Genomic DNA, 19,064 nt, shown 5'->3' with positions numbered 1-19,064 from the left:
GCGTGAGATATACCGGATCGCACCACAGGTTCCAAAACTTAGTAATATCTTGCGCGCATACAATGATCGCTTGAACACCGGCCCGGGCCTGTGCAGTGTCGCCGCAGAGATCGCCACCCGGCCAGATCCATAGCAAGAGGCCAGGAATGTACCACGCGCTGGTTGCCGAAGACGAAGTGTTGATCCGCGAAATCCTGTGCGATGAATTGACCGATGCAGGCCTGGAGGTACAGGCGTTTGCCAGTGCCGAAGAGGCGCTCGCGTTGATCGAGAGCGGTGCACCGATCGATCTGCTGTTCACCGACATAAACCTGTCGGGCGCGATGACCGGATGGGACCTGGGGCTGAAAGCCATCGCGATCCACCCGGGTTTGCGCGTGATCTATGCGACCGGCGGCAGCGAGCCGCCGCGTGCGCTGTCCCCGCTGGAACGCCGGATCATGAAACCGTTCCGCTTTACCGCAATCGTGGAAATGCTGCAGGACCTGGGACTGGCCGCAGCCTGACACCGTCACCTGTGTCCTGACGGCCGTGTCTGCCGGATTGCCCCACGTCGCACTTGTGTGCGGGGTGCGTTTGTGAAATTTTTCCGCAATGCAATCGTTTGAAATTCAGTGGGGCGGCAAAAATGACTGACTTTTCAAACGAACTATCGCGCCGTGCAGTCCTGATCGCGCTGGCGGCCGGCGCGGCCGCGCTGCCGTTTATGCGCCTTGCACACGCCGCCGGCTTTCCGGGGATCGGTGCGGGCGGTTTCGGCACGTTGCTCAATCACGCATCCGATTCCGCACTGAACAAACTCGGCGTGCCCGGCGCATTCTATGGTGACCCCGTGGTACGCATCGGCCTGCCCACCGGTGGCAGCAGCAGCGGTGGCGGGCTTGGCGGCATGCTGGGCGGCGTCATGTCTGCCGGATCGAAATTCGGCCTGACCGATGGTCTGACGCACAAACTCAACCAGGCTGCCGGCGTCGCGGCGCTTCAGGCCAAGCCGGTATTCCACACCGCCATCTCGCACCTGTCGCTATCCGATGCGCCCGGCATCATCGGCAAAAGCGACGGCGCCACGCAATACCTCCACACCAGCGCCGGCCCCGACCTGCACCACAAATTGCGCCCGATGATCGACGACGCGCTGAGCCAGGTCGGCGCGTTCAGGATGCTCGAATCCAACACGCAGCTATCCGCGCTGATCGGCGCCGGCCGCGACAAACTCGGCGAATCGGTAACCCGGCAGGCCCTGAACGGCATCTTCACATACATTGCCGCCGAAGAACGCCACTTGCGCGCCAACCCGATGGGCCCGGCGGGGTCGGTGTTGAAGGGGATGTTTTAGAGCGTGCCTCTGGCGGGCAAGGGCTGATCAATACCTCATCGAGCTTTGATGCGGGGAAATGGCGCTAGCTGTGCACGCTGCGCGGAAATTGGCGATTGCGGCCGGACATGCCGCGCTTACCGCAAAGCGCTGCGGGCGAGCGCTTTGATCTGATCGGGATCAGTGATGCCGAGCGCGCGGCCCACTTCCGCTTTGCCCTTGTAGGCGATCAGCGTGGCCTGTTTGTTGACGTGCAAAAAGGCCAGCTCAGAATTCTGGTGGTCAAAATCGACGCGCAGTATGACCAGACTGCTGGTGGATGGATCGGTTGCCAACGCATCAATTGTCGGTGCCTGCGCCCGGCAGGTGGGGCACCACGGTGCGAAGACATCAACCAGAACAGGTTTTCCCGCCGCTTGCGCGGCCTTCAACGCACCAAAGCTGAAGGGCCGGATCGGCTGGGCAGAGGCGGTCGTGGCCGCAATCAAGGCGAGGGGCAGACACAAAACGGTGGCAAATGTGCGGGACATGGTTTTCTCCTGAAATTCGTCTTCCGGGGCGGATTCAGACCGCGGTTGTCAGATTGGTGAGCCATTGCGGCGATATGGCCAGCAAGGCGCCTTCGATCGTATGGTCGCCCCCGGTGACAAGCAGCACGCCAACCACCAGCAACAGCGCGCCAAGCGCCTTCTTTCCGCCGGTACCCGCCCTGGCCAACCGCGCGCGCCAACGCGTAAACAGGCTCCTTGCCGCCAGGCCGAGCACCAGCAGCACGGTGGCGACCCCGAGACCAAAGCTGAGCATGACCAACGCAACCGCACCCAGATTACGGCCTTGCGCCGCAAGCAACGTCGCTGCGCCCAGCGTCGGGCCGACGCACGGGCTCCACACCAGCCCCAGTAAACCACCGATTCCAACTTGTCCGGCCAATCCAAAGCGTTCGAGATGGCCCTTGCGCTGTCCGGCCCAATTGGCAACCGGTGCAGCCGCGCGCTCGGCCACGGCCTGCATCGCCGGGATCAAAAGCATTGCGCCAATGACCATCAGCAGCACCGCACCCAAACCGCGAAAACGGTCGCTATCAAAGCCCAGCGTAGTGCCCAGCGTGGCAACGGCCAGACCGGTGAGGGTGAACGAAGTGACCAGGCCCGCTGCGAGCGCCAACGGCCCGAACCGGTGTTTTTGCGCTGCGCTGCCAAGCACGATCGGCACCAATGGCAGCACGCAGGGGGAAAGGATCGTCAGTGCGCCAGCCACATAAGCCAGCACGGGGTTCAGCACGCCGGTCATTATAGCATCCTGGCGGCAAGGATTGGCCCGGCAGATCCTTGCTGGACCAGCACGGCGGCGCGGTCGGCCCCGTCTTCGTGCAGCAGGTGTGCGGCAACGGCGACGACGGCGTGGTTGGTCGACCAATTGGCAAGAACATGCTCACCCAGCACCACATTGGTATAGCGGACCTGATTGCCGCCGTTTTCACCACGCCCGATGTGCACCGCAACGCTTGAGCGCAGCGCCACCACCGTCACCCGATCACCGGGGCCAGCTTTTCCGTCGATGGTGATGGTGCGGCTTCCGTCGGGTTGGCTCGCCACCGAAATCGCCGGCCCGATGTGCGCCCGCGCCTGCGCGATGTAGCTGCGGACGGCGTGTTCGTCGGAACCCACCATTCCATACGTGCCCTGCACCATGATTTGCGGTGTATAAACTCCGGCTCCCACTCCGCCCCGCGCTGCATAAGCGCGCTGCAGGTTGGTGTTCCCCTCGCGGGCAAGCGTGTCTTTCCAGCCGAGATTGTCCCAGTAAGTCACCGGACGGGTAAGCGCCAGGACGTTGGGGTTGGTTGCCAGCCGCTCGAGCAACGCGTCGGCGGGAGGGCATGAAGAGCAGCCCTGGCTTGTGAACAACTCTATCGCCACAGGTCCGGCGCTGCCACCAGGTTGTGGATTTGCCACGCGATCGGCGAGCGCCGGAATGGCACCAAGGGCACACACAAGACCCGCAATGAGGCCAGCAGAGGCAAGATTCCAGCGGGTGATCATGGCAGTTTCCAACAGCGAGGATGAACCCTATTCGCTGGCAAGCGCCATGCGGTTACACATCACGCCAGGCTGGCAATCAGTTCATGATGGATCCGGCCATGGCGTTCGGTGGGTCGCCTTCCATCTCGGCAGCCAGCAGCATGCACAGAGCGCCGAGGGGTTCGTTCAAGTAGCTGAATCTTTGGAAAAAGCTGGAGCGAACGAAGGGATTCGAACCCCCAGCGGAGCACCTTGCTGCGCAGCGCAACAAAAACTCAGAGGGTTCCGCCAGGTCGGGCAAGACGCTGCAAAAAAGCGCCCGGCCCGGAGGCCGCTGGAGCGGGCGAAGGGATTCGAACCCTCGACCCCAACCTTGGCAAGGTTGTGCTCTACCCCTGAGCTACGCCCGCTCGTGCGTTGCGCCGAAACCGGTGTTTTTCCGCAGAAAAAGCGCCGTTCGGCTGGGGTGAGGCGGGCCAATACCCAGCTTGCCGCAGGCGCGCAAGCCCTGATGTGCGATTCTTTTGCACATTAGCGCACCGGCATGGCCCTAGCACGGGTTTGCTCTTGTCGAATGGGGGGGCGATCCCACATGGTAGGGCGAACATTCATTCGTTGCGAAAGATATCCGCGTGGCAAGCCTGGGGCTCAATCTCGAAGAACAAAAAGCGGTCGACCGGTTTCGCTCGGCGGTGGTCGAACCGTCGATGACCAAACTGGTGATCGTCGATTTCTGGGCGACCTGGTGCGGGCCGTGCAAGGCGTTGAGCCCGACGCTGGAAAAGGTCGCGGCCGATTACGCCGACAAGGGCGTCATCCTGGTCAAGATCGATGTCGACGAGGACCAGTTCATCGCCGCGCAGTTCCAGGTGCGCTCGGTTCCGACGGTCTATGCGATGTTTCGCGGGCAGCCGGTCGCCGACCTGACCAAGGCACGCGGCGAGACCGAGCTGAAACAGATGCTCGACCAGATCCTGGCGCAGATCCCCGTCGAAGCGGGCGCGGCGCCAGTGCAGGACCTTGTGCCGTTGCTGGCGATGGGCGAAGATTTGATCGCGACTGGCGAGGCCGAACGCGCGATCGACGTGTTTGCGCAGGTTATCGAGATCGCGCCGGACAATGCGCCGGCCCATGCCGGCCTGTTGCGCGCGCTGATCGGTGTCGGGCATATCGAGGAGGCGCGCGCACTGCTGGCTGCGCTCGATCCCGAAATGGCGAAGGACCCGGTGTTTGCGCAGCCGCGCGCGGCATTGGCGCTGGCCGGGGATGCGCCTGAGCCTGATGAACTGATGGCCTTGCGCGCGGCGATCGCGGCCGATCCCGACGATTTCGATGCGCAGCTGGCGCTGGCTAACGGGCTGTATGCCAGCGGCGACCGCGATGGCGCGGCGGGGCTGTTGCTGGCGATGGTGGCAAAGGATCGCGCCTGGCATGAGGGCGCAGCGCGCACGCGGCTGCTCCAGATTTTCGAGGCGATCGGGCTCGAAGACCCCTGGGTTGCCGCGACGCGGCGCAAACTGTCCGCGGTTTTGTTCGGATAACTCTGGATGAGGGCAACCATGACTACGGAACGGCTGTCGATTTTTCCGCTGGCGGGCGCCCTGCTGTTTCCCGGGCTGCAATTGCCGCTGCATATTTTCGAGCCACGCTATCGCGCGATGGTGTCCGACGCGCTGGCGCGTGATCAGCGGATCGCGATGATCCAGCCGCAGGGCACGCACGACGGCGCACCGCTGTACCGTATCGGCTGCGTCGGCAAGATCGGCGAGTTCGAAACCAATGACGAGGGGCGCTATACCCTGGTGCTGCAAGGCATTTCGCGGTTCCGCGTGTTGCGCGAATTGACCGTCGCAACACCGTTCCGCCAGGTCGAGGCCGAGCTGATCCCCGACGATGACGATACCGCGCTCAGCGCGATCGAACGCGCCGGGTTCGAACGCGAGGCGCGCAGCTTTGCGACGTCGCAGGGCTATGCGGTGGATTGGGAATCGGTGGGCAAGCTGGATGATGCGGCGCTGATCAATGGCGTGGCGCAGATTGCGCCGTTCGACATTGCGGCAAAGCAGGCGTTGCTGGAAACAGGCACGCTGGCGGCGCGTTGCGAGATGCTGGTGCAGCTGATGCAGTTCTTCGGCCGCCGTGACCGCGATGATGGGAAAGTGACGCTGCAGTAGTGATTCCCCCCGGAACGGGCAGGCTTTCCTAACGCGCGACGACAGCCTTCATGGCGCCGGCGTGGTAGACCCAGACGGTCAGGTGGTGCGTGCCGTCGGGCAGCTGTGTGCTGCGCCACACCAGCGAGCCGTCGTCGGAGCGGCCGTCGTGGCTGTCTCCGCCGGTCGCCGCGGGGATTGTTGCGGGAAGTGGGCGCAAGGCTGGCGGACCTGCTGGTGCCGGGCCAGCCGGGCGCGGGGCACGCGCCGGGCAATCGGCGAGTTTGCCGGTCACCCAGTCCGGAGCCTGCGGCATGGTCGCCAGTGGCCCGGCATCGGTCAGCGCCCATTTGTAATTGAATTTCTTCTGCTGCTTCCACACCGTCGCAAACCAGCCGCCGCGCCACAGCCCGGTGCTGACCCCGGCGGTGCCGTCGCACGAAGCCCAGACTTCGCCGGTCTGGCGGTCGGCGAACCATGGCGCGGCGTCATGCGTCTTGACCCACGCGCGCGCGGGGCTGCGCACAGGCGCGAGAACTTCGGCGCTGTCCTGCGCATAGAACAGCAACGCGGCATTGGCGCCCTTGTCGTGCGCGAGATGCGCCAGCGCGCTTTCGGCCGCCACCAGCTCGCCGGGGTTGCCGCGCGGTGCCGGCTGCGCGTGCAGCGGCACCGGCGCCAGTGCCAGCAGGATGCCGTATTTAAATCGCATTTTCGGGCAGATCGATCCCCGCATTGCGATAGGCCGCGACCAGTGCATTGCGCAACAGCACCGCAATCGTCATCGGGCCCACACCGCCCGGCACCGGCGTGATCGCGCCAGCAACCGCACTGGCGCCGGCAAAATCGACATCGCCGACCAGCCGCGTCTTGCCGGGCTCCGAACCCCCAACGCGGTTGATGCCCACATCGATCACGGTCGCGCCCGGCTTGATCCAGTCGCCCTTGACCATTTCGGGCCGGCCCACCGCAGCCACGACGATATCGGCACGGCGCACGACGTCTGCAAGATTGCGCGTACGGCTGTGCGCCACTGTCACCGTGCAGCTTTGCGCGATCAGCAATTGCGCCATCGGCTTGCCCACGATGTTCGACCGGCCGATGACCACGGCATCGAGCCCCGACAGATCGCCCAGCCGGTCGCGCAGCAGCATCAGGCAGCCCAGCGGCGTGCATGGCACAAACCCCGCCTGCCCCACCGCCAGCCGCCCGGCGTTGATCACATGAAAGCCATCGACGTCCTTGTCCGGATTGATCGTCGCGATCACTTTGCCTTCATCGCAATGCGCCGGCAGCGGCAATTGCACCAGAATGCCATCGACGGTGGGATCGGCATTGAGCGTTTCGACCAGTGCGATCAGATCCGCCTCGGGTGTGTCGGCCGGCAACCGGTGTTCAAAGCCGGCCATGCCCGCCTCGATCGTCGCCTTGCCCTTGGAACGGACATAGACCTGGCTCGCCGCGTCTTCGCCGACCAGCACCACCGCCAGCCCGGCCTTGCGCCCGGTGCGTGCGGTAAATTCGGCGGCAAGCACGCCAACGCGGCCGCGCAGCCCTTCGGCAAATATCTTGCCGTCGATCCGTTCGGCGGTCATCAGTACCCCGACATCGCAAGGCCGCGCAGCAGCAGCGACAACAGCTGCAAGGCGACGATCAGCACCAGCGGAGAAAAATCGATCGCGCCGGTGGCCGGCAGCATCCGCCGCACCGGCCCGAGCACCGGCTCGAGCAGGGCATTGAGCGAGCGGTAGATCGTTTCGACAATCTGGTTGCGCGGGCTGACGACGTTGAACGCCATCAGCAGACCCAGCACGAACTGGATGATGACGATCGTGGTGATCACGCTGATCAGCAGATCGACCATCTGGACAAGAGTGTAAAGCAACACGTGGCAGCCCTCCTTCAGGCGCGGATCAGCGTTCCGGCGCCGCGCGCGGTGAATATTTCCAGCAACATTGCATGCGGCACGCGCCCGTCGAGAACAACGGCCGCTTCGCACCCGGCCTCGACCGCCAGCACGCACGTTTCCAGCTTGGGGATCATCCCGCCGCTGATCGTGCCGTCGGCGCTCAGCTGGGCAATGTCCGCGGGATTGAGATCGGTCAGCAGCTTCTTGTTCTTGTCGAGCACGCCTGGCACATCGGTCAGCAGGAACAGCCGCGCCGCGCCCAGTTCGGCCGCGATCGCGCCCGCCATCGTGTCGGCATTGATATTGTACGTACACCCATCTTCGCCAACGCCGATCGGCGCGATCACCGGGATCATGCCCGAGGCGCAGGCGGTATGGATGATCGTCGGGTCGATCTTCGACGGTTCGCCGACAAAGCCCAGATCGACCGAAAGATGATCGCCGCTGTCGGGATCGATGATCGTTTTTTCGACTTTGGTCGCGGTGATCAGGCCGGCATCCTTGCCCGAAATCCCCAGTGCCTTGCCGCCGGCGGCCGCAATCCAGCTGACCAGTTCCTTGTTGATCCGGCCCGACAGCACCATTTCGGCGATCTCGGCGGTTTCGGCATCGGTGACGCGCAAGCCATCCACGAACCGCGATTCGATCCCGAGCTTTTTCAGCATCGCACCGATTTGCGGGCCGCCGCCATGCACGACCACGGGATTGATCCCGATCGCCTTCATCAGCACGACATCCTGCGCAAAATCCTGCTGCGCCGCCGGGTCGCCCATTGCATGACCGCCGTATTTGACGACGAAGGTCTTGCCCGCATAGCGCTGCAGATACGGCAGTGCCTCGATCAGCGTTTCCGCCTTGTCGAGCATCGCCTGGCGATACACGTCGCTGCTGTCGATATTTGTCGCCATGATCGTCCGGGCCAATAGCTGTTTGCGCGCGAAAGAGAAACGAAATCCAGGCTTATTGATCCAGCCTGCGGCCCAATTTTACCCCCAGCCAGACCAGCACCGGCACCATCACGGTAGACAACACCAGTTTGGCGATGATCTGGCTGCCCATCATCGCACCCAGCGGCAATGCATGGCCATCACCGCCCGCCACACCCCAAAACGACAAAGTGATGAAAATCACCGTATCAACGACCTGGCTGAGCAGGCTGGCAAGCCAGGCGCGCACCACCAGCACGCGGCCCACGCTGCGTTGCGCCAGCTGTGAGATGATCGCGACATTCAGCGTCTGCGACACGCCATACGAACACAGCCCCGCAAACTGCATCCGCGCGCCCTGTCCCAGGATCAGCGCAAACTGGCTTTGATACGACCACACCGGCGCCGGCGGCACCAGATCGATCACCGTGCGGATCAGGATCATCGACAGGATCAGCGGGACGAAGCCATAGCGCACCATCCGCTGCGCCACCGCAGTGCCGTGCAATTCGTTGACCGTGCTGGCCAGCACGATCAGCAGCAGGAACGCAAAGATTCCGCTTTCCACAGTCATCTGCCCGATCACCGGCCACACACCGACATTCGCCAGTTTTGCGCCGAGCACGCCCGCCAGCACCGCCATCCCGCCATAGATCAGCGCATAAAGAAACAGCGAGCGGGGCACGTTGATAGGGGAGGCATCGGTTTTCATCGACCGGCGATAGCGGATTTTGACCGCGTGCCAAATTGCCATTACCTCCCAAATTGCCATTACCTTATTGTACGCACCTCTTTGTGACGCATGGCCGGAGCACGCATGCATATTTTGTCGAGTCTGGCCGGAATGCTGCTGATCGTGGCAATCGCATTTGCGCTATCGCACAACCGGCGTGCGATCAGGTTGCGTATCGTCGGCCCGGCGTTTGCGCTGCAGGCCGGGTTGGCCGCGCTGGTGCTGCGCTTTGCACTGGGCAAGTTCGCGCTCGAGGGCGCGGCGCATGGCGTGGAAAGCCTGCTCGGGTTTGCCCGCGCCGGGGTCGTGTTCCTGTTTGGCCCGCTGGCCGCGCCCGAAATCGGCGGGCACAGCTTTGTCATCGCCGCCTTGCCCACGATCGTGTTTTTCGCCTCGCTGATCTCTATCCTGTATTACCTCGGCGTGATGCAGCAGATCATCCGCTGGATCGGCGGCGCGCTCGAGGCGATCACCGGGATCAGCCGGGTCGAGGCGCTGTGCGCGGCGTCGAACATCTTTGTCGGGCAAAGCGAATCGCCGCTGGTCATCCGGCCCTATCTGGCGGGCCTGGCCCCGGCGCAGATGTTCACGGTGATGACCGTCGGCATGGCCGGCGTTGCAGGCACGATCCTGGCCGCATACGCCGCGATGGGCATCCGCATCGATTACCTGGTCGCCGCGGCGTTCATGTCGGCCCCGGGGGGCGTGTTCATGGCCAAGCTGATGTATCCCGACGAACCGCCGATGCCGCCCGAGATTCCGGGTGATGCGCCGTTGCGCGATCCGCATGAGCCGGTTGTGCTGAACGCAGATCCCAACGAGGAGCGCCCCGCCAACCTGATCATGGCGGCAGCGCAGGGCGCCCAGACCGGCGTGCGGCTGGCGGTGGCAGTCGGTGCAATGTTGCTGGCCTTCGTGGCGCTGGTGGCGCTGGCGAACGGATTGCTTGGCTGGGCGGGCGGGCTGTTCGGTCATCCGGGGCTGGCGTTTCAGCAGATCATCGGCGCGGTGTTCGCCCCCTTGTTCCGGCTGCTCGGCGCGCCCGACTGGCGCGAGGCGCAGATCGCCGGCGGCCTGTTCGGCACGAAGATCGTGCTCAACGAATTCGTCGGGTTCATCGATCTGGCGGCTGCCAAAAACCTGAGCGCGCAGACCGTCGCGATCGTGACATTTGCACTGTGCGGCTTTGCGAATTTCAGCTCGATCGCGATCCAGATGGCCGTTGCCGGCGGCCTTGCTCCCAACCAGCGCCCGGTGATCGCGCAGCTCGGCATCCGCGCGCTAGTGGCAGGCGCGCTGAGCAATCTGATGAGCGCGGCACTGGCGGGGTTGTTCCTGGGGGTTTGATCTGAACAGACCCCCGGCACCGCGCATTACGCCCTCATTTGCCCGCAACCAGTGGGCACAACGCCAGGTCGGCCAGCGGCGCTGCATGCACCGCCGTCCCCAGGTGCATGACCGGAACCGTTGCGATATCGTCGGCCTGCGCCGGCCATCGCGGCCAAGACGGCAACCCTGGCCCGTTCGGGTTGCCCGTACGCGCAAAATTGACCCAATAGCGCATGACCTTGTCGGACAGCGCGCGATCGGCACCATCGGCTGGCAACCACGCAGCGCCGGTGCCGAACACATAGGGAATTTCGGCGCCGTGGTATGCGCCGAACCCGTGGTTGCCAGGGCGCACCCGGTCGAACCGGTAGACATAGGCGGGGAGCTGCCCAGCGCTGTTTTCGCCGGCCAGTGCGGCCGCCGGGCAGTGGAACACCGGCGCGCTCGCCAGCAGATCGGCGCGCGTGGCGCCATCGTCCGACAGGCGCTTCAACAGATGTGCGGCATCATCGCCGCGCTTCAGCCCACCCAGCATCGCCGCCTCGGCGTCGCCGCGGGTCGCCGGATCTGAAGGCAGGAACATGCGGAATTCGTCCGAATTCGTGCCGATCAGCAGCGGGACGCGGAACGCCGCCCTGGCCGGCACCAGCGGCGCGGCGAAGGCGCCCTTGTGCTTTGTCGTACCCAGTTTCACCACGTCTGCCACCGGATGGGCCTGCATCGCATCGGCAGTCGCATCGCGGGGATAGAGATCGATTGCGGCGCGCGTCGCCGCGGCCGGCGTCGCCAGCGCAGTGGGCGGCAGATAGCCGCTTTCGATGATCGCGCGCGCAAACAGCCCGCGCGCCACATCCATGTGCATCAATGCGACGACATCGGTGCCGCCCGCCGATTCGCCAAACACTGTGACTCTTGCCGGATCGCCGCCGAACGCCGCGATATTGTCATGCACCCAGCGCAGCGCCGTGATCTGGTCGGACAGGCCCTGGCGCCCAGCGCTGACATCGGCGATCGCGGGATGCGCAAAGAACCCGAGTGCGCCCAGCCGGTAATTGAGCGTGACGACGATCACACCTTTGCCCGCCAGCCGGCTGCCGCGATAATCGGGTTCGCTGCCAAAGCCGCTGGTGTTGGACCCGCCATGGATCCACACCATCACCGGCAGGCCGGCGGCATGCTTTGCAGGCTGGGCTTTGGCGGCAGGGGCCCAGATGTTGAGCATCAGGCAATCCTCGGCCCCGCCGCCTGCCGGATGCACGACATCGGCATCGCTGCCCATGCCCACCGCCAGCCGCCGAAAAAACGCCGTCGTGCCGTCGCCCTGCGGACAGATCGCACCGAAATGCGTGGCATCGACCGTGCCTTTGAGATGCGACAGCGTGGACACATGCCAGCGCCGCGCGCCCACCGGCGGATCGGCGTAAGGGATGCCCAGAAACGCATTGATCCCGCCGGGCATGGCCTGCCCCTTGATATGCGCCGCGCCCACTTTGACATCGGCGCCGGGACTGGCGGGCGTTTTCGGCGTTTCCGCCTGCGCCGATCCCGCCAGCGCAATGACCAATGCCGCGCCTGCTGCCAGGCGGGCGAATGCGGATACCCCGATCATGTGCTGTACCGTCCCCCGTTGTGCATCACAGGCGCCATATTAGCTTCAAATTAACCATGCTGACCAGCAGACCCTCGTAATTACACTTATGGATCAGGACCGGTTCGCCTCGCGTTTCAGCTCGTACAGGCAATCGAGGGCGGCGCGGGGGGACAGCGCATCGATATCGAGGCCGTTCAGCTTTTCGCGCAGAGCGTCCACCTTATCCTCTGCCGCCTCGATCGCGGCGGCAAAAAGTGGCAGATCGTCTAATCCCGCCGCCAGCCCGCCCGTCGCCGAACGGCCTTTTTCCAGCCGGTCGAGCACGCCCTTGGCGCGGCGGATCACGGTCGGCGGAACCCCGGCCAGCTTGGCCACGGCCAGGCCATAGCTCTTGTCCGCAGGGCCCTGCGCCAGCTCGTGCAGCAGCACCAGGTCGCCCTTCCATTCGCGCGCGCGGACGTGATGCAGCGTCAATGCGCTGCAGCTTTCCGCCAGCCGCGCAAGCTCGTGGTAATGCGTGGCGAACAGGCAGCGGCAGCGGTTGACCTCGTGCACCGCCTCGACCACCGCCCAGGCCAGTGCCAGCCCATCATAGGTCGACGTGCCGCGCCCGACTTCATCGAGGATGACAAAGCTGCGCGTCCCCGCCTGCGCCAGGATCGCGGCGGTTTCGACCATTTCGACCATGAATGTCGATCGCCCGCGCGCCAGGTTGTCGCTGGCGCCGACACGGCTGAACAGACGGTCAACCACGCCGATCGTGGCCGCCTCGGCCGGCACGAACCCGCCTGCCTGCGCCAGCAGCACGATCAGCGCATTGGCGCGCAGGAATGTGGATTTACCGCCCATGTTGGGCCCGCCGATCAGCCATAGCCGGTCTTCGGGCGCCAGCCGGCAATCATTGGCAACAAACCGCTCGCCCCGCGTCGCCAGTGCCGCCTCGACCACCGGATGCCGGCCGCACGATATATCGAGCACGGGCTCGTCGACCATGCGCGGCAGGGTCCAGCCGCCTTCGGCCGCACGTTCGGCAAGGCCGGCGGCGACATCGAACCGTGCCAGCGCCGCCGCCGTGCGCGCAATCGCCTCGCGCGCTTCCACTGCCCGCCCTGACAGATCCTCGAAATGCGCCTCTTCGGCTGCAAGCGCATGGCCCCCGGCTTCGGCAATCCGGCTTGCCTCGGCATGCAGCGCCAGCGCATTGAACCGCACCGCGCCCGCCATCGTCTGGCGATGGGTAAACCCCGAATCCGCCGCCATCAGCCGGTCCGCGTGCCGCGCGGGCACTTCGATGAAGTAGCCCAGCACGCCGTTGTGGCGGATCTTCAGCGCGGCAACGCCGGTCTCGTCGCGATATTTCGCCTCCAGCGCGGCGATCGCGCGGCGCGAATGGCTGGCCATGGTGCGCAATTCATCGAGCGCCGCGTCGTACTGTTCGGCGATGAACCCGCCGCTGCTGCGCTCGGTCGGCGGCATCGGCACCAGCGCGCGGGCAAACAGATCGACCAGTGCCGCATGCCCGCGCAGATGCGGCAGCAACCCGGCGGCCAGTTGCGGCAGGTCGCCCGCGCCATGCGAACTGTATGCGCCCAGCAAATCCGCCAGCCGCGCCGCTTCGCCCAGACCATCGCGCAACTGCCCCAGATCGCGCGGGGATCCGCGCCCGGCCACGACCCGGCCGATCGCGCGGCTGATATCGGGCGAGGCGCGCAGCAACGCGCGCAGATCGCCGCGCAACAGCGGATCATCGTGCAGCCAGCTGACCAGTTCCAGCCGCTGGCGGATCGCGATGATGTCGGTAAGCGGCGCCGACAGGTCTTCGGCCAGCATGCGCGCACCGGCCCCCGTCACACAGCGATCGACCGCTTCGAGCAGGCTGCCCTTGCGCGCCCCGCTCTGGCTCTGCGTGACTTCCAGGCTGATCCGCGTCGCCTCGTCCATCGCCATCGTCGCATCGGCCATGCGCGCTGTCGGCGGCAGCAGGAACGGCAGGCGCCCGCGCCCGACATGATCGAGATAATCGACCAGGCCTGCTGCTGCCGCCAGCATCGCGCGCGAAAACGTGCCGAACCCGTCGAGCGTGGTGACGCCGTGGATATCGCGCAGCAGCGTTTCGCCCCGCGCAGAATCGAACCCGCGCGATGGCCGGCTGATCGCATCGGGCACTGCGGCAAGGCCTTCTGCCGCTTCGGCCACGATGACTTCGCTCGCCCCGATCCGCGCCAGCGCCGCGCCCAGCGCATCGGGCGCACAGTCTTCCAGTTCGACCCGGCCGGTCGAAATATCGCAGGCCGCCACGCCGATCCGGCCCGCCACCATGCCAACCGCCGCCAGCACATTGGCGCGGCGCGGTTCGAGCAGCGCGTCTTCGGTCAAGGTGCCCGCCGTGACGAACCGTACGATATCGCGCGCGACCAGCGCCTTTGACCCGCCGCGCCTTTTCGCCTGTTCGGGCGTTTCGACTTGCTCGGCGATCGCCACGCGGCACCCGGCGCGGATCAGGCGCGCCAGGTACCCCTCGGCGGCATGCACCGGCACGCCGCACATCGGGATCGGCACGCCGTGGTGTTCGCCCCGGCTGGTCAGCGCGATATCGAGCACCTGGCTCGCCCGCCTGGCATCATCGAAAAACAGCTCGAAAAAATCGCCCATCCGGTAGAACAGCAGGCAGTCTTCGGCCTGCCCCTTGAGCGCAAGATATTGCGCCATCATGGGAGTTGGGGCATGGGATGGCGAAGCTTGGGCGGTCACGGTGTTGGCCGCTAGACCAGAAACGGGTTCGGCTCAAACCGCCACCCGGAGGATATCGACAATTGCGCATTGTGGGATGCCAACTTCGTGGGCAGGTCTGATTAAAATGCGGCGTTTGCGGTTTTGGCCGTTTCACCAGGCCCCGTTCAACGAGACGATGGCGAAACTGCCGTGGCTGAGCGCGCCGGGCATTGTCGCGATCGTGCTGCTGGTCTGCCTGCCGTTCGTGCTGGTCACGGTCCCGCCGCTGATCGACATCCCCGGGCACATGGGCGCGGCCGCGATCGAGGCGGCCGGACCCAACAGCCCGCTGGAAAAATATTTCGCGTGGAAATGGGTATTTACGCTCAACATCGGCGATGGCGTGCTGATGAAGCTGATCGGTGCACCGTTCGGGGTGCTGGCGGCGGGCTGGTGGTCCACCGTGCTGGCAACCGCGCTGTTTGCGGGCGGATGCCTTGCGACCATCCGCATGCTCAACGCGCGCGGCGGGCACGGCGCCGGCTGGGCGCTGATGTATGTGTTCAGCTTTCCGCTGTTGACCGGATTTCTCAATTTCATCCTCGCGACGGGGCTGGCGCTATGCGCGTTTGCCGCCTCGGTCTGGCTGGAGCGCGATCCGCGCCGGCGCGCGATCATGCTGATCATCGTGCAGCCGATCGCGCTCTTGTGCCATGCGATCGGCGGATTGCTGCTGCCGTTCCTGATCGGCGCCAATGCGGTCGGGCGCGAAATCGATGCACTGCCCGCCGGCTGGTGGCAGCCATCGCGGTATCACGAAACGATCGCGGCGCATGACTGGCGCGCCGCAGGGCGCCGGCTGTTCGTGCTGCTGTGGCCGCTCGCCATCACGCTGATCACGATCGCGCTGTGGAAAGTGCTGTCGCCCGCCCCCGCGCGCAGTTTCAACCGCTGGCGCTGGGACGAAAAGGAATGGTACCTGTGGCTGACGCTGCGCGACCAGTCGATGATCCTCGACAATATCACGACGGCCGCGTGCTATGCGCTGATCGTGTTCGGCTGGGCGATCGGCGGGCGGTTCAAATGGGCGACATTCCTGCCCGGCGCGCTGGTCCTGGCAGAATTCGTGGCGATCCCCAGCGACATCAACGGCAGCAATTTCGTCGATGTGCGGCTGCTGCCCGTCGCCGCGATGCTGCTGCTCGGGCTGACGGACTGGAGCCGGGCGCGCCCGCGGGTGGCGATGGCCGTGGCCTATGTCGGGCTGGTGCTGCTCGCGCTGCGGCTGGTGGTGACAGGCGCCAGCTTTGCCGATTATGCCGACGATTACCGCCGGCAACTCGTCGCGTTGCAGCATATCGAGCCGGGCAGCCGCGTGCTCGCATTCGTCGAACATTCGTGCCTGGACGAATCATGGCGCAGCACGCGGCGCGATCACCTGGCCAGCCTCGCCAGCCTGTATCGCCAGGCCTGGGTCAATGACAACTGGGCGGTGCCGGGGCTGCACATGGTCGTGCCGCGCTTCCGCCCGGGGCGCAATTTTACCGCCGATCCGTCGGAATTCGTGTGGTCGCAGGCGTGCGCCGGCGGCCGCTTGCGCCGGGTCGATACCGCGCTGAAATACGCGCCGATCGAACGCGTGGATTATGTCTGGCTGATCGATACGGGCATGCCGCAATTGCCCGATCCACGCCTGCAACTGGTATGGCAGGACGGCCGCAGCCTGTTGTTTGCCGTGCGGCCGCTGGCGATCCCGAACTGGCAGCCACGCGGGTTGTAGAGCAACCTGCTCCCCTCCCCTTCAGGGGAGGGGCTGGGGGTGGGGCCTCTCGGCTGCAATCCACATCCGCATGAACGTCGGCGAGTGGGGAGAGGCCCCACCCCAACCCCTCCCCTGAAGGGGAGGGGCTCTTGCGCACCCTTGACGTAGCGGCCAAGTGGGCACAGTGGCCAAGCCCTGTCAGACCGAGGAATTCACGATGTCCGATGAAAGCAACGTCCGTTTTACCGAACGCGAAGCGCTGTTCTATCACAAGACGATCCGCCCCGGCAAAATCGAGATCATCGCGTCGAAACCCGTTGCTACGCAGCGCGACCTGTCGCTCGCCTATTCGCCCGGCGTTGCGGTGCCGGTGCTGGCCATCGCTGCCGATCCCGCGTTGGCCTATGACTATACGGCCAAGGGCAACCTGGTCGCGGTCATCTCCAACGGCACCGCGATCCTGGGCCTGGGCAATCTGGGCGCGCTGGCATCGAAGCCGGTGATGGAGGGCAAGGCAGTGCTGTTCAAGCGCTTTGCCGATGTCGATTCGATCGACATCGAGGTCGATACCGAAGACGCCGACAAATTCATCGAAGCTGTCGCGCTGCTCGAACCCAGCTTTGGCGGGATCAATCTGGAAGACATCAAGGCGCCCGAATGCTTCATCATCGAGCAGGCGCTGCGCGAACGCATGAACATTCCGGTGATGCACGATGACCAGCACGGCACCGCGATCATTTCGGCGGCCGGCCTGCTCAACGCGTGTTTCCTGACCGGACGCAGCCTCGACCAGGTCAAGGTCGTGGTCAATGGCGCAGGCGCGGCGGCAATTGCGTGTACCGCGCTGATCAAGGCGATGGGCGTACGGCATGACAATGTGATCATGTGCGACCGCCAGGGCGTGATCTACCGGGGCCGCGAAACCGGCATGGACCAGTGGAAAAGCGCGCACGCGGTCGACACGCCTGCGCGAACGCTCGAAGAAGCGCTGAAAGGCGCGGATATTTTCCTCGGGCTGTCCGCGGCAAAGGCCCTGAAACCCGAATGGGTGATGGACATGGCGCCGCAGCCGATCATCTTTGCGATGGCCAATCCCGATCCCGAAATCACCCCGCCCGAGGCCAAGGCCGCGCGCCCCGACTGCATCATCGCCACCGGCCGGTCGGATTATCCCAACCAGGTCAACAATGTGCTGGGCTTTCCGTTCATCTTTCGCGGCGCGCTCGATGTGCGCGCCACGACGATCAACGAAGAGATGAAGATTGCCGCTGCCCAGGCGATCGCCGAGCTCGCGCGCCGGTCGGTGCCCGAGGAAGTCGCCGCGGCCTACGGCATCAACCACAGGTTCGGGCTCGACTATATCATCCCCGCCCCGTTCGATCCGCGCCTGATGGAAGTCGTCTCGTCCGCCGTTGCCAAGGCGGCGATGGATTCTGGCGTGGCGCGCCTGCCGATCGAAGATTTCGATGCCTATCGCAACACGCTGAAGGCGCGGCTCAATCCGACGACATCGGTGCTGACGAGCGTTTATGCGCAGGCCAAGGAAAACCCGAAACGGGTGATCTTTGCCGAGGCGGAAAACGAAGTCGTCCTGCGCGCCGCGATCCAGTACCGCGATTTCGGCTATGGCACGCCGGTGCTGGTCGGCAAGTCGCAGCCGGTGCTCGACAAGCTGATCGAGCTCGGCGTGTCGAACCCCGAAAGCTATGAAATCCACAATTCGGCGGTGTCGCCGCTGGTCGACGACATGGTCGCGCATCTGTATCGGCGCCTGCAACGCCGGGGTTTCCTGGAACGCGATGTGCGGCGCATGGTCAACCAGGACCGCAATGTGTTCGCCTCGCTCTTGCTCGCGCTGGGCCATGGCGATGCGATGATCTCGGGCATGACGCGAACCTTTGCACAGACCTTGACCGATGTGCGCCGCGTGCTCGATGCGAAATCGGGGCACGTGCCGTTCGGCATCCACCTGATGGTCGGCAAGAACGACACCGTGTTCCTGGCCGATACCACGGTCAACGAACGCCCCTCGGCCACCGACCTGGCGCAGATCGCGATCGAAACCGCCGCCGTTGCCCGCCGCATGGGGCACGAGCCGCGCGTGGCGTTCATGTCGTTCTCGAACTTCGGCAACCCTTACGGCAAATGGATCGACAACATCCGCGGCGCGGTGGCGATCCTGGACGAACAGGCGCCGGGCTTCGAATACGAAGGCGAAATGTCGCCCGATGTGGCGCTCAATCCCAAAGTCATGGCCAATTACCCGTTCAGCCGCCTGTCGGGCCGCGCCAATGTGCTGATCATGCCCGGCCTGCAATCGGCGAACATCTCGGCGAAGCTGCTGCGCGAACTGGGCGGCAACGCGGTGATCGGCCCGATGCTGATCGGCATGGAAAAGCCGGTGCAGATCGCGCCGATGACCGCGCTTGCGCCGGATATCCTGACCTTGGCGGTGCTGGCCGCGGCGGGGATTGCGGGCTGACCTTGAGGGGCTACTGCACATACGTCAAAAGAGAAGGGCCTCCGGCGGCCAAGGGCCATCGCCCTTGGAACCCGAAACTTTTGAAACTTGCGCACGCCGCGAAGCGGCTGGAATATCTGCCGCTTCGCGAC

General features: G+C 65.0%; 17 protein-coding genes and 1 tRNA gene. 7 read left to right on the top strand and 11 right to left on the bottom strand.

Annotation, left to right across the window (positions count from 1 at the left end; genetic code table 11):
* Positions 1 to 146: 146 nt before the first annotated feature.
* Together ACOOE2_RS04005 and ACOOE2_RS04000 are read left to right on the top strand one after the other, a co-directional pair.
* Entirely contained in the window at positions 147 to 506 is a 360-nt protein-coding gene (locus ACOOE2_RS04005; RefSeq protein WP_420381733.1) for a response regulator, read from the top strand.
* A 122-nt stretch (positions 507 to 628) separates the two neighbouring features.
* The gene (locus ACOOE2_RS04000; protein WP_420381732.1) at positions 629 to 1,336 is read left to right on the top strand and encodes a DUF4197 domain-containing protein; all 708 of its coding nucleotides are present in this window, start codon (positions 629 to 631) and stop codon (positions 1,334 to 1,336) included.
* Positions 1,337 to 1,452: 116 nt separating this feature from the next.
* On the opposite strand, the gene ACOOE2_RS03995 is transcribed toward ACOOE2_RS04000, so the two are convergent.
* The 4 genes from ACOOE2_RS03995 to ACOOE2_RS03980 all read right to left on the bottom strand — a co-directional run bounded on the left by ACOOE2_RS03995 (position 1,453) and on the right by ACOOE2_RS03980 (position 3,746).
* Positions 1,453 to 1,845, bottom strand: a complete 393-nt coding sequence (locus tag ACOOE2_RS03995) for a thioredoxin family protein (protein ID WP_420381731.1) — start codon at positions 1,843 to 1,845, stop codon at positions 1,453 to 1,455.
* 34 nt (positions 1,846 to 1,879) lie between these two features.
* Positions 1,880 to 2,605, bottom strand: coding sequence for a cytochrome c biogenesis CcdA family protein (locus ACOOE2_RS03990; RefSeq protein ID WP_420381730.1), 726 nt, complete (start codon positions 2,603 to 2,605; stop codon positions 1,880 to 1,882).
* Entirely contained in the window at positions 2,605 to 3,357 is a 753-nt protein-coding gene (locus tag ACOOE2_RS03985; RefSeq protein ID WP_420381729.1) for a DUF1223 domain-containing protein, read from the bottom strand. The genes ACOOE2_RS03990 and ACOOE2_RS03985 overlap by 1 nt, the downstream gene beginning before the upstream one ends.
* 314 nt (positions 3,358 to 3,671) lie before the next feature.
* Positions 3,672 to 3,746: transfer RNA gene (locus ACOOE2_RS03980), tRNA-Gly, on the bottom strand.
* Between the two features lie 222 nt (positions 3,747 to 3,968).
* On the opposite strand from ACOOE2_RS03980, the gene ACOOE2_RS03975 reads away from it, so the two are divergent.
* Positions 3,969 to 4,877, top strand: coding sequence for a tetratricopeptide repeat protein (locus ACOOE2_RS03975; protein WP_420381728.1), 909 nt, complete (start codon positions 3,969 to 3,971; stop codon positions 4,875 to 4,877).
* Between the two features lie 18 nt (positions 4,878 to 4,895).
* Positions 4,896 to 5,510 carry an LON peptidase substrate-binding domain-containing protein gene (locus tag ACOOE2_RS03970; RefSeq protein ID WP_420381727.1) on the top strand — a complete coding sequence of 205 codons (615 nt, stop codon included), beginning with the start codon at positions 4,896 to 4,898 and terminating at the stop codon, positions 5,508 to 5,510.
* Positions 5,511 to 5,538: 28 nt separating this feature from the next.
* Here ACOOE2_RS03970 and ACOOE2_RS03965 read toward each other — a convergent pair whose 3' ends face one another.
* From ACOOE2_RS03965 to ACOOE2_RS03945, 5 genes are read right to left on the bottom strand one after another with little or no spacing between them, the layout of a single operon-like run.
* Complete coding sequence (locus ACOOE2_RS03965; protein ID WP_420381726.1) at positions 5,539 to 6,201, bottom strand: hypothetical protein; 663 nt, start codon at positions 6,199 to 6,201, stop codon at positions 5,539 to 5,541.
* Positions 6,191 to 7,084, bottom strand: a complete 894-nt coding sequence (gene folD / locus ACOOE2_RS03960; RefSeq protein WP_420381725.1) for a bifunctional methylenetetrahydrofolate dehydrogenase/methenyltetrahydrofolate cyclohydrolase FolD — start codon at positions 7,082 to 7,084, stop codon at positions 6,191 to 6,193. The genes ACOOE2_RS03965 and folD overlap by 11 nt, the downstream gene beginning before the upstream one ends.
* Entirely contained in the window at positions 7,084 to 7,377 is a 294-nt protein-coding gene (locus tag ACOOE2_RS03955) for a YggT family protein (protein WP_420381724.1), read from the bottom strand. The genes folD and ACOOE2_RS03955 overlap by 1 nt, the downstream gene beginning before the upstream one ends.
* Before the next feature lie 14 nt (positions 7,378 to 7,391).
* Positions 7,392 to 8,306, bottom strand: a complete 915-nt coding sequence (gene argB, locus ACOOE2_RS03950; protein WP_420381723.1) for an acetylglutamate kinase — start codon at positions 8,304 to 8,306, stop codon at positions 7,392 to 7,394.
* Between the two features lie 52 nt (positions 8,307 to 8,358).
* On the bottom strand, positions 8,359 to 9,078 hold the full coding sequence (locus ACOOE2_RS03945) for a queuosine precursor transporter (protein ID WP_420381722.1): 720 nt from the start codon (positions 9,076 to 9,078) through the stop codon (positions 8,359 to 8,361).
* A gap of 63 nt (positions 9,079 to 9,141) precedes the next feature.
* Here ACOOE2_RS03945 and ACOOE2_RS03940 point away from each other — a divergent pair, with 63 nt between their 5' ends.
* Positions 9,142 to 10,404: a NupC/NupG family nucleoside CNT transporter gene (locus tag ACOOE2_RS03940; RefSeq protein WP_420381721.1), complete on the top strand. Its 1,263-nt coding sequence runs from the start codon at positions 9,142 to 9,144 to the stop codon at positions 10,402 to 10,404.
* Positions 10,405 to 10,438: 34 nt separating this feature from the next.
* Here ACOOE2_RS03940 and ACOOE2_RS03935 read toward each other — a convergent pair whose 3' ends face one another.
* Both ACOOE2_RS03935 and mutS read right to left on the bottom strand, forming a co-directional pair.
* Positions 10,439 to 11,995 (bottom strand): carboxylesterase/lipase family protein, encoded by a 1,557-nt coding sequence (locus ACOOE2_RS03935; RefSeq protein ID WP_420381720.1) that lies wholly within the window; start codon positions 11,993 to 11,995, stop codon positions 10,439 to 10,441.
* A gap of 93 nt (positions 11,996 to 12,088) precedes the next feature.
* Positions 12,089 to 14,689, bottom strand: coding sequence for a DNA mismatch repair protein MutS (gene mutS / locus ACOOE2_RS03930; RefSeq protein WP_420381719.1), 2,601 nt, complete (start codon positions 14,687 to 14,689; stop codon positions 12,089 to 12,091).
* 145 nt (positions 14,690 to 14,834) lie between these two features.
* Here mutS and ACOOE2_RS03925 point away from each other — a divergent pair, with 145 nt between their 5' ends.
* A complete protein-coding gene (locus ACOOE2_RS03925; protein ID WP_420381718.1) occupies positions 14,835 to 16,469 on the top strand; it encodes a hypothetical protein in 1,635 nt (544 codons plus the stop codon).
* Positions 16,470 to 16,668: 199 nt separating this feature from the next.
* Entirely contained in the window at positions 16,669 to 18,933 is a 2,265-nt protein-coding gene (locus ACOOE2_RS03920; RefSeq protein ID WP_420381717.1) for an NADP-dependent malic enzyme, read from the top strand.
* Positions 18,934 to 19,064: the final 131 nt, after the last annotated feature.

The sequence above is a fragment of the Novosphingobium sp. genome, from assembly GCF_965214355.1.
In the GTDB taxonomy this organism is placed as follows: Bacteria; Pseudomonadota; Alphaproteobacteria; order Sphingomonadales; family Sphingomonadaceae; genus Novosphingobium.
Note: the sequence above shows the minus strand (reverse complement) of the source record. Positions and strands in the feature narration are given on the sequence as shown.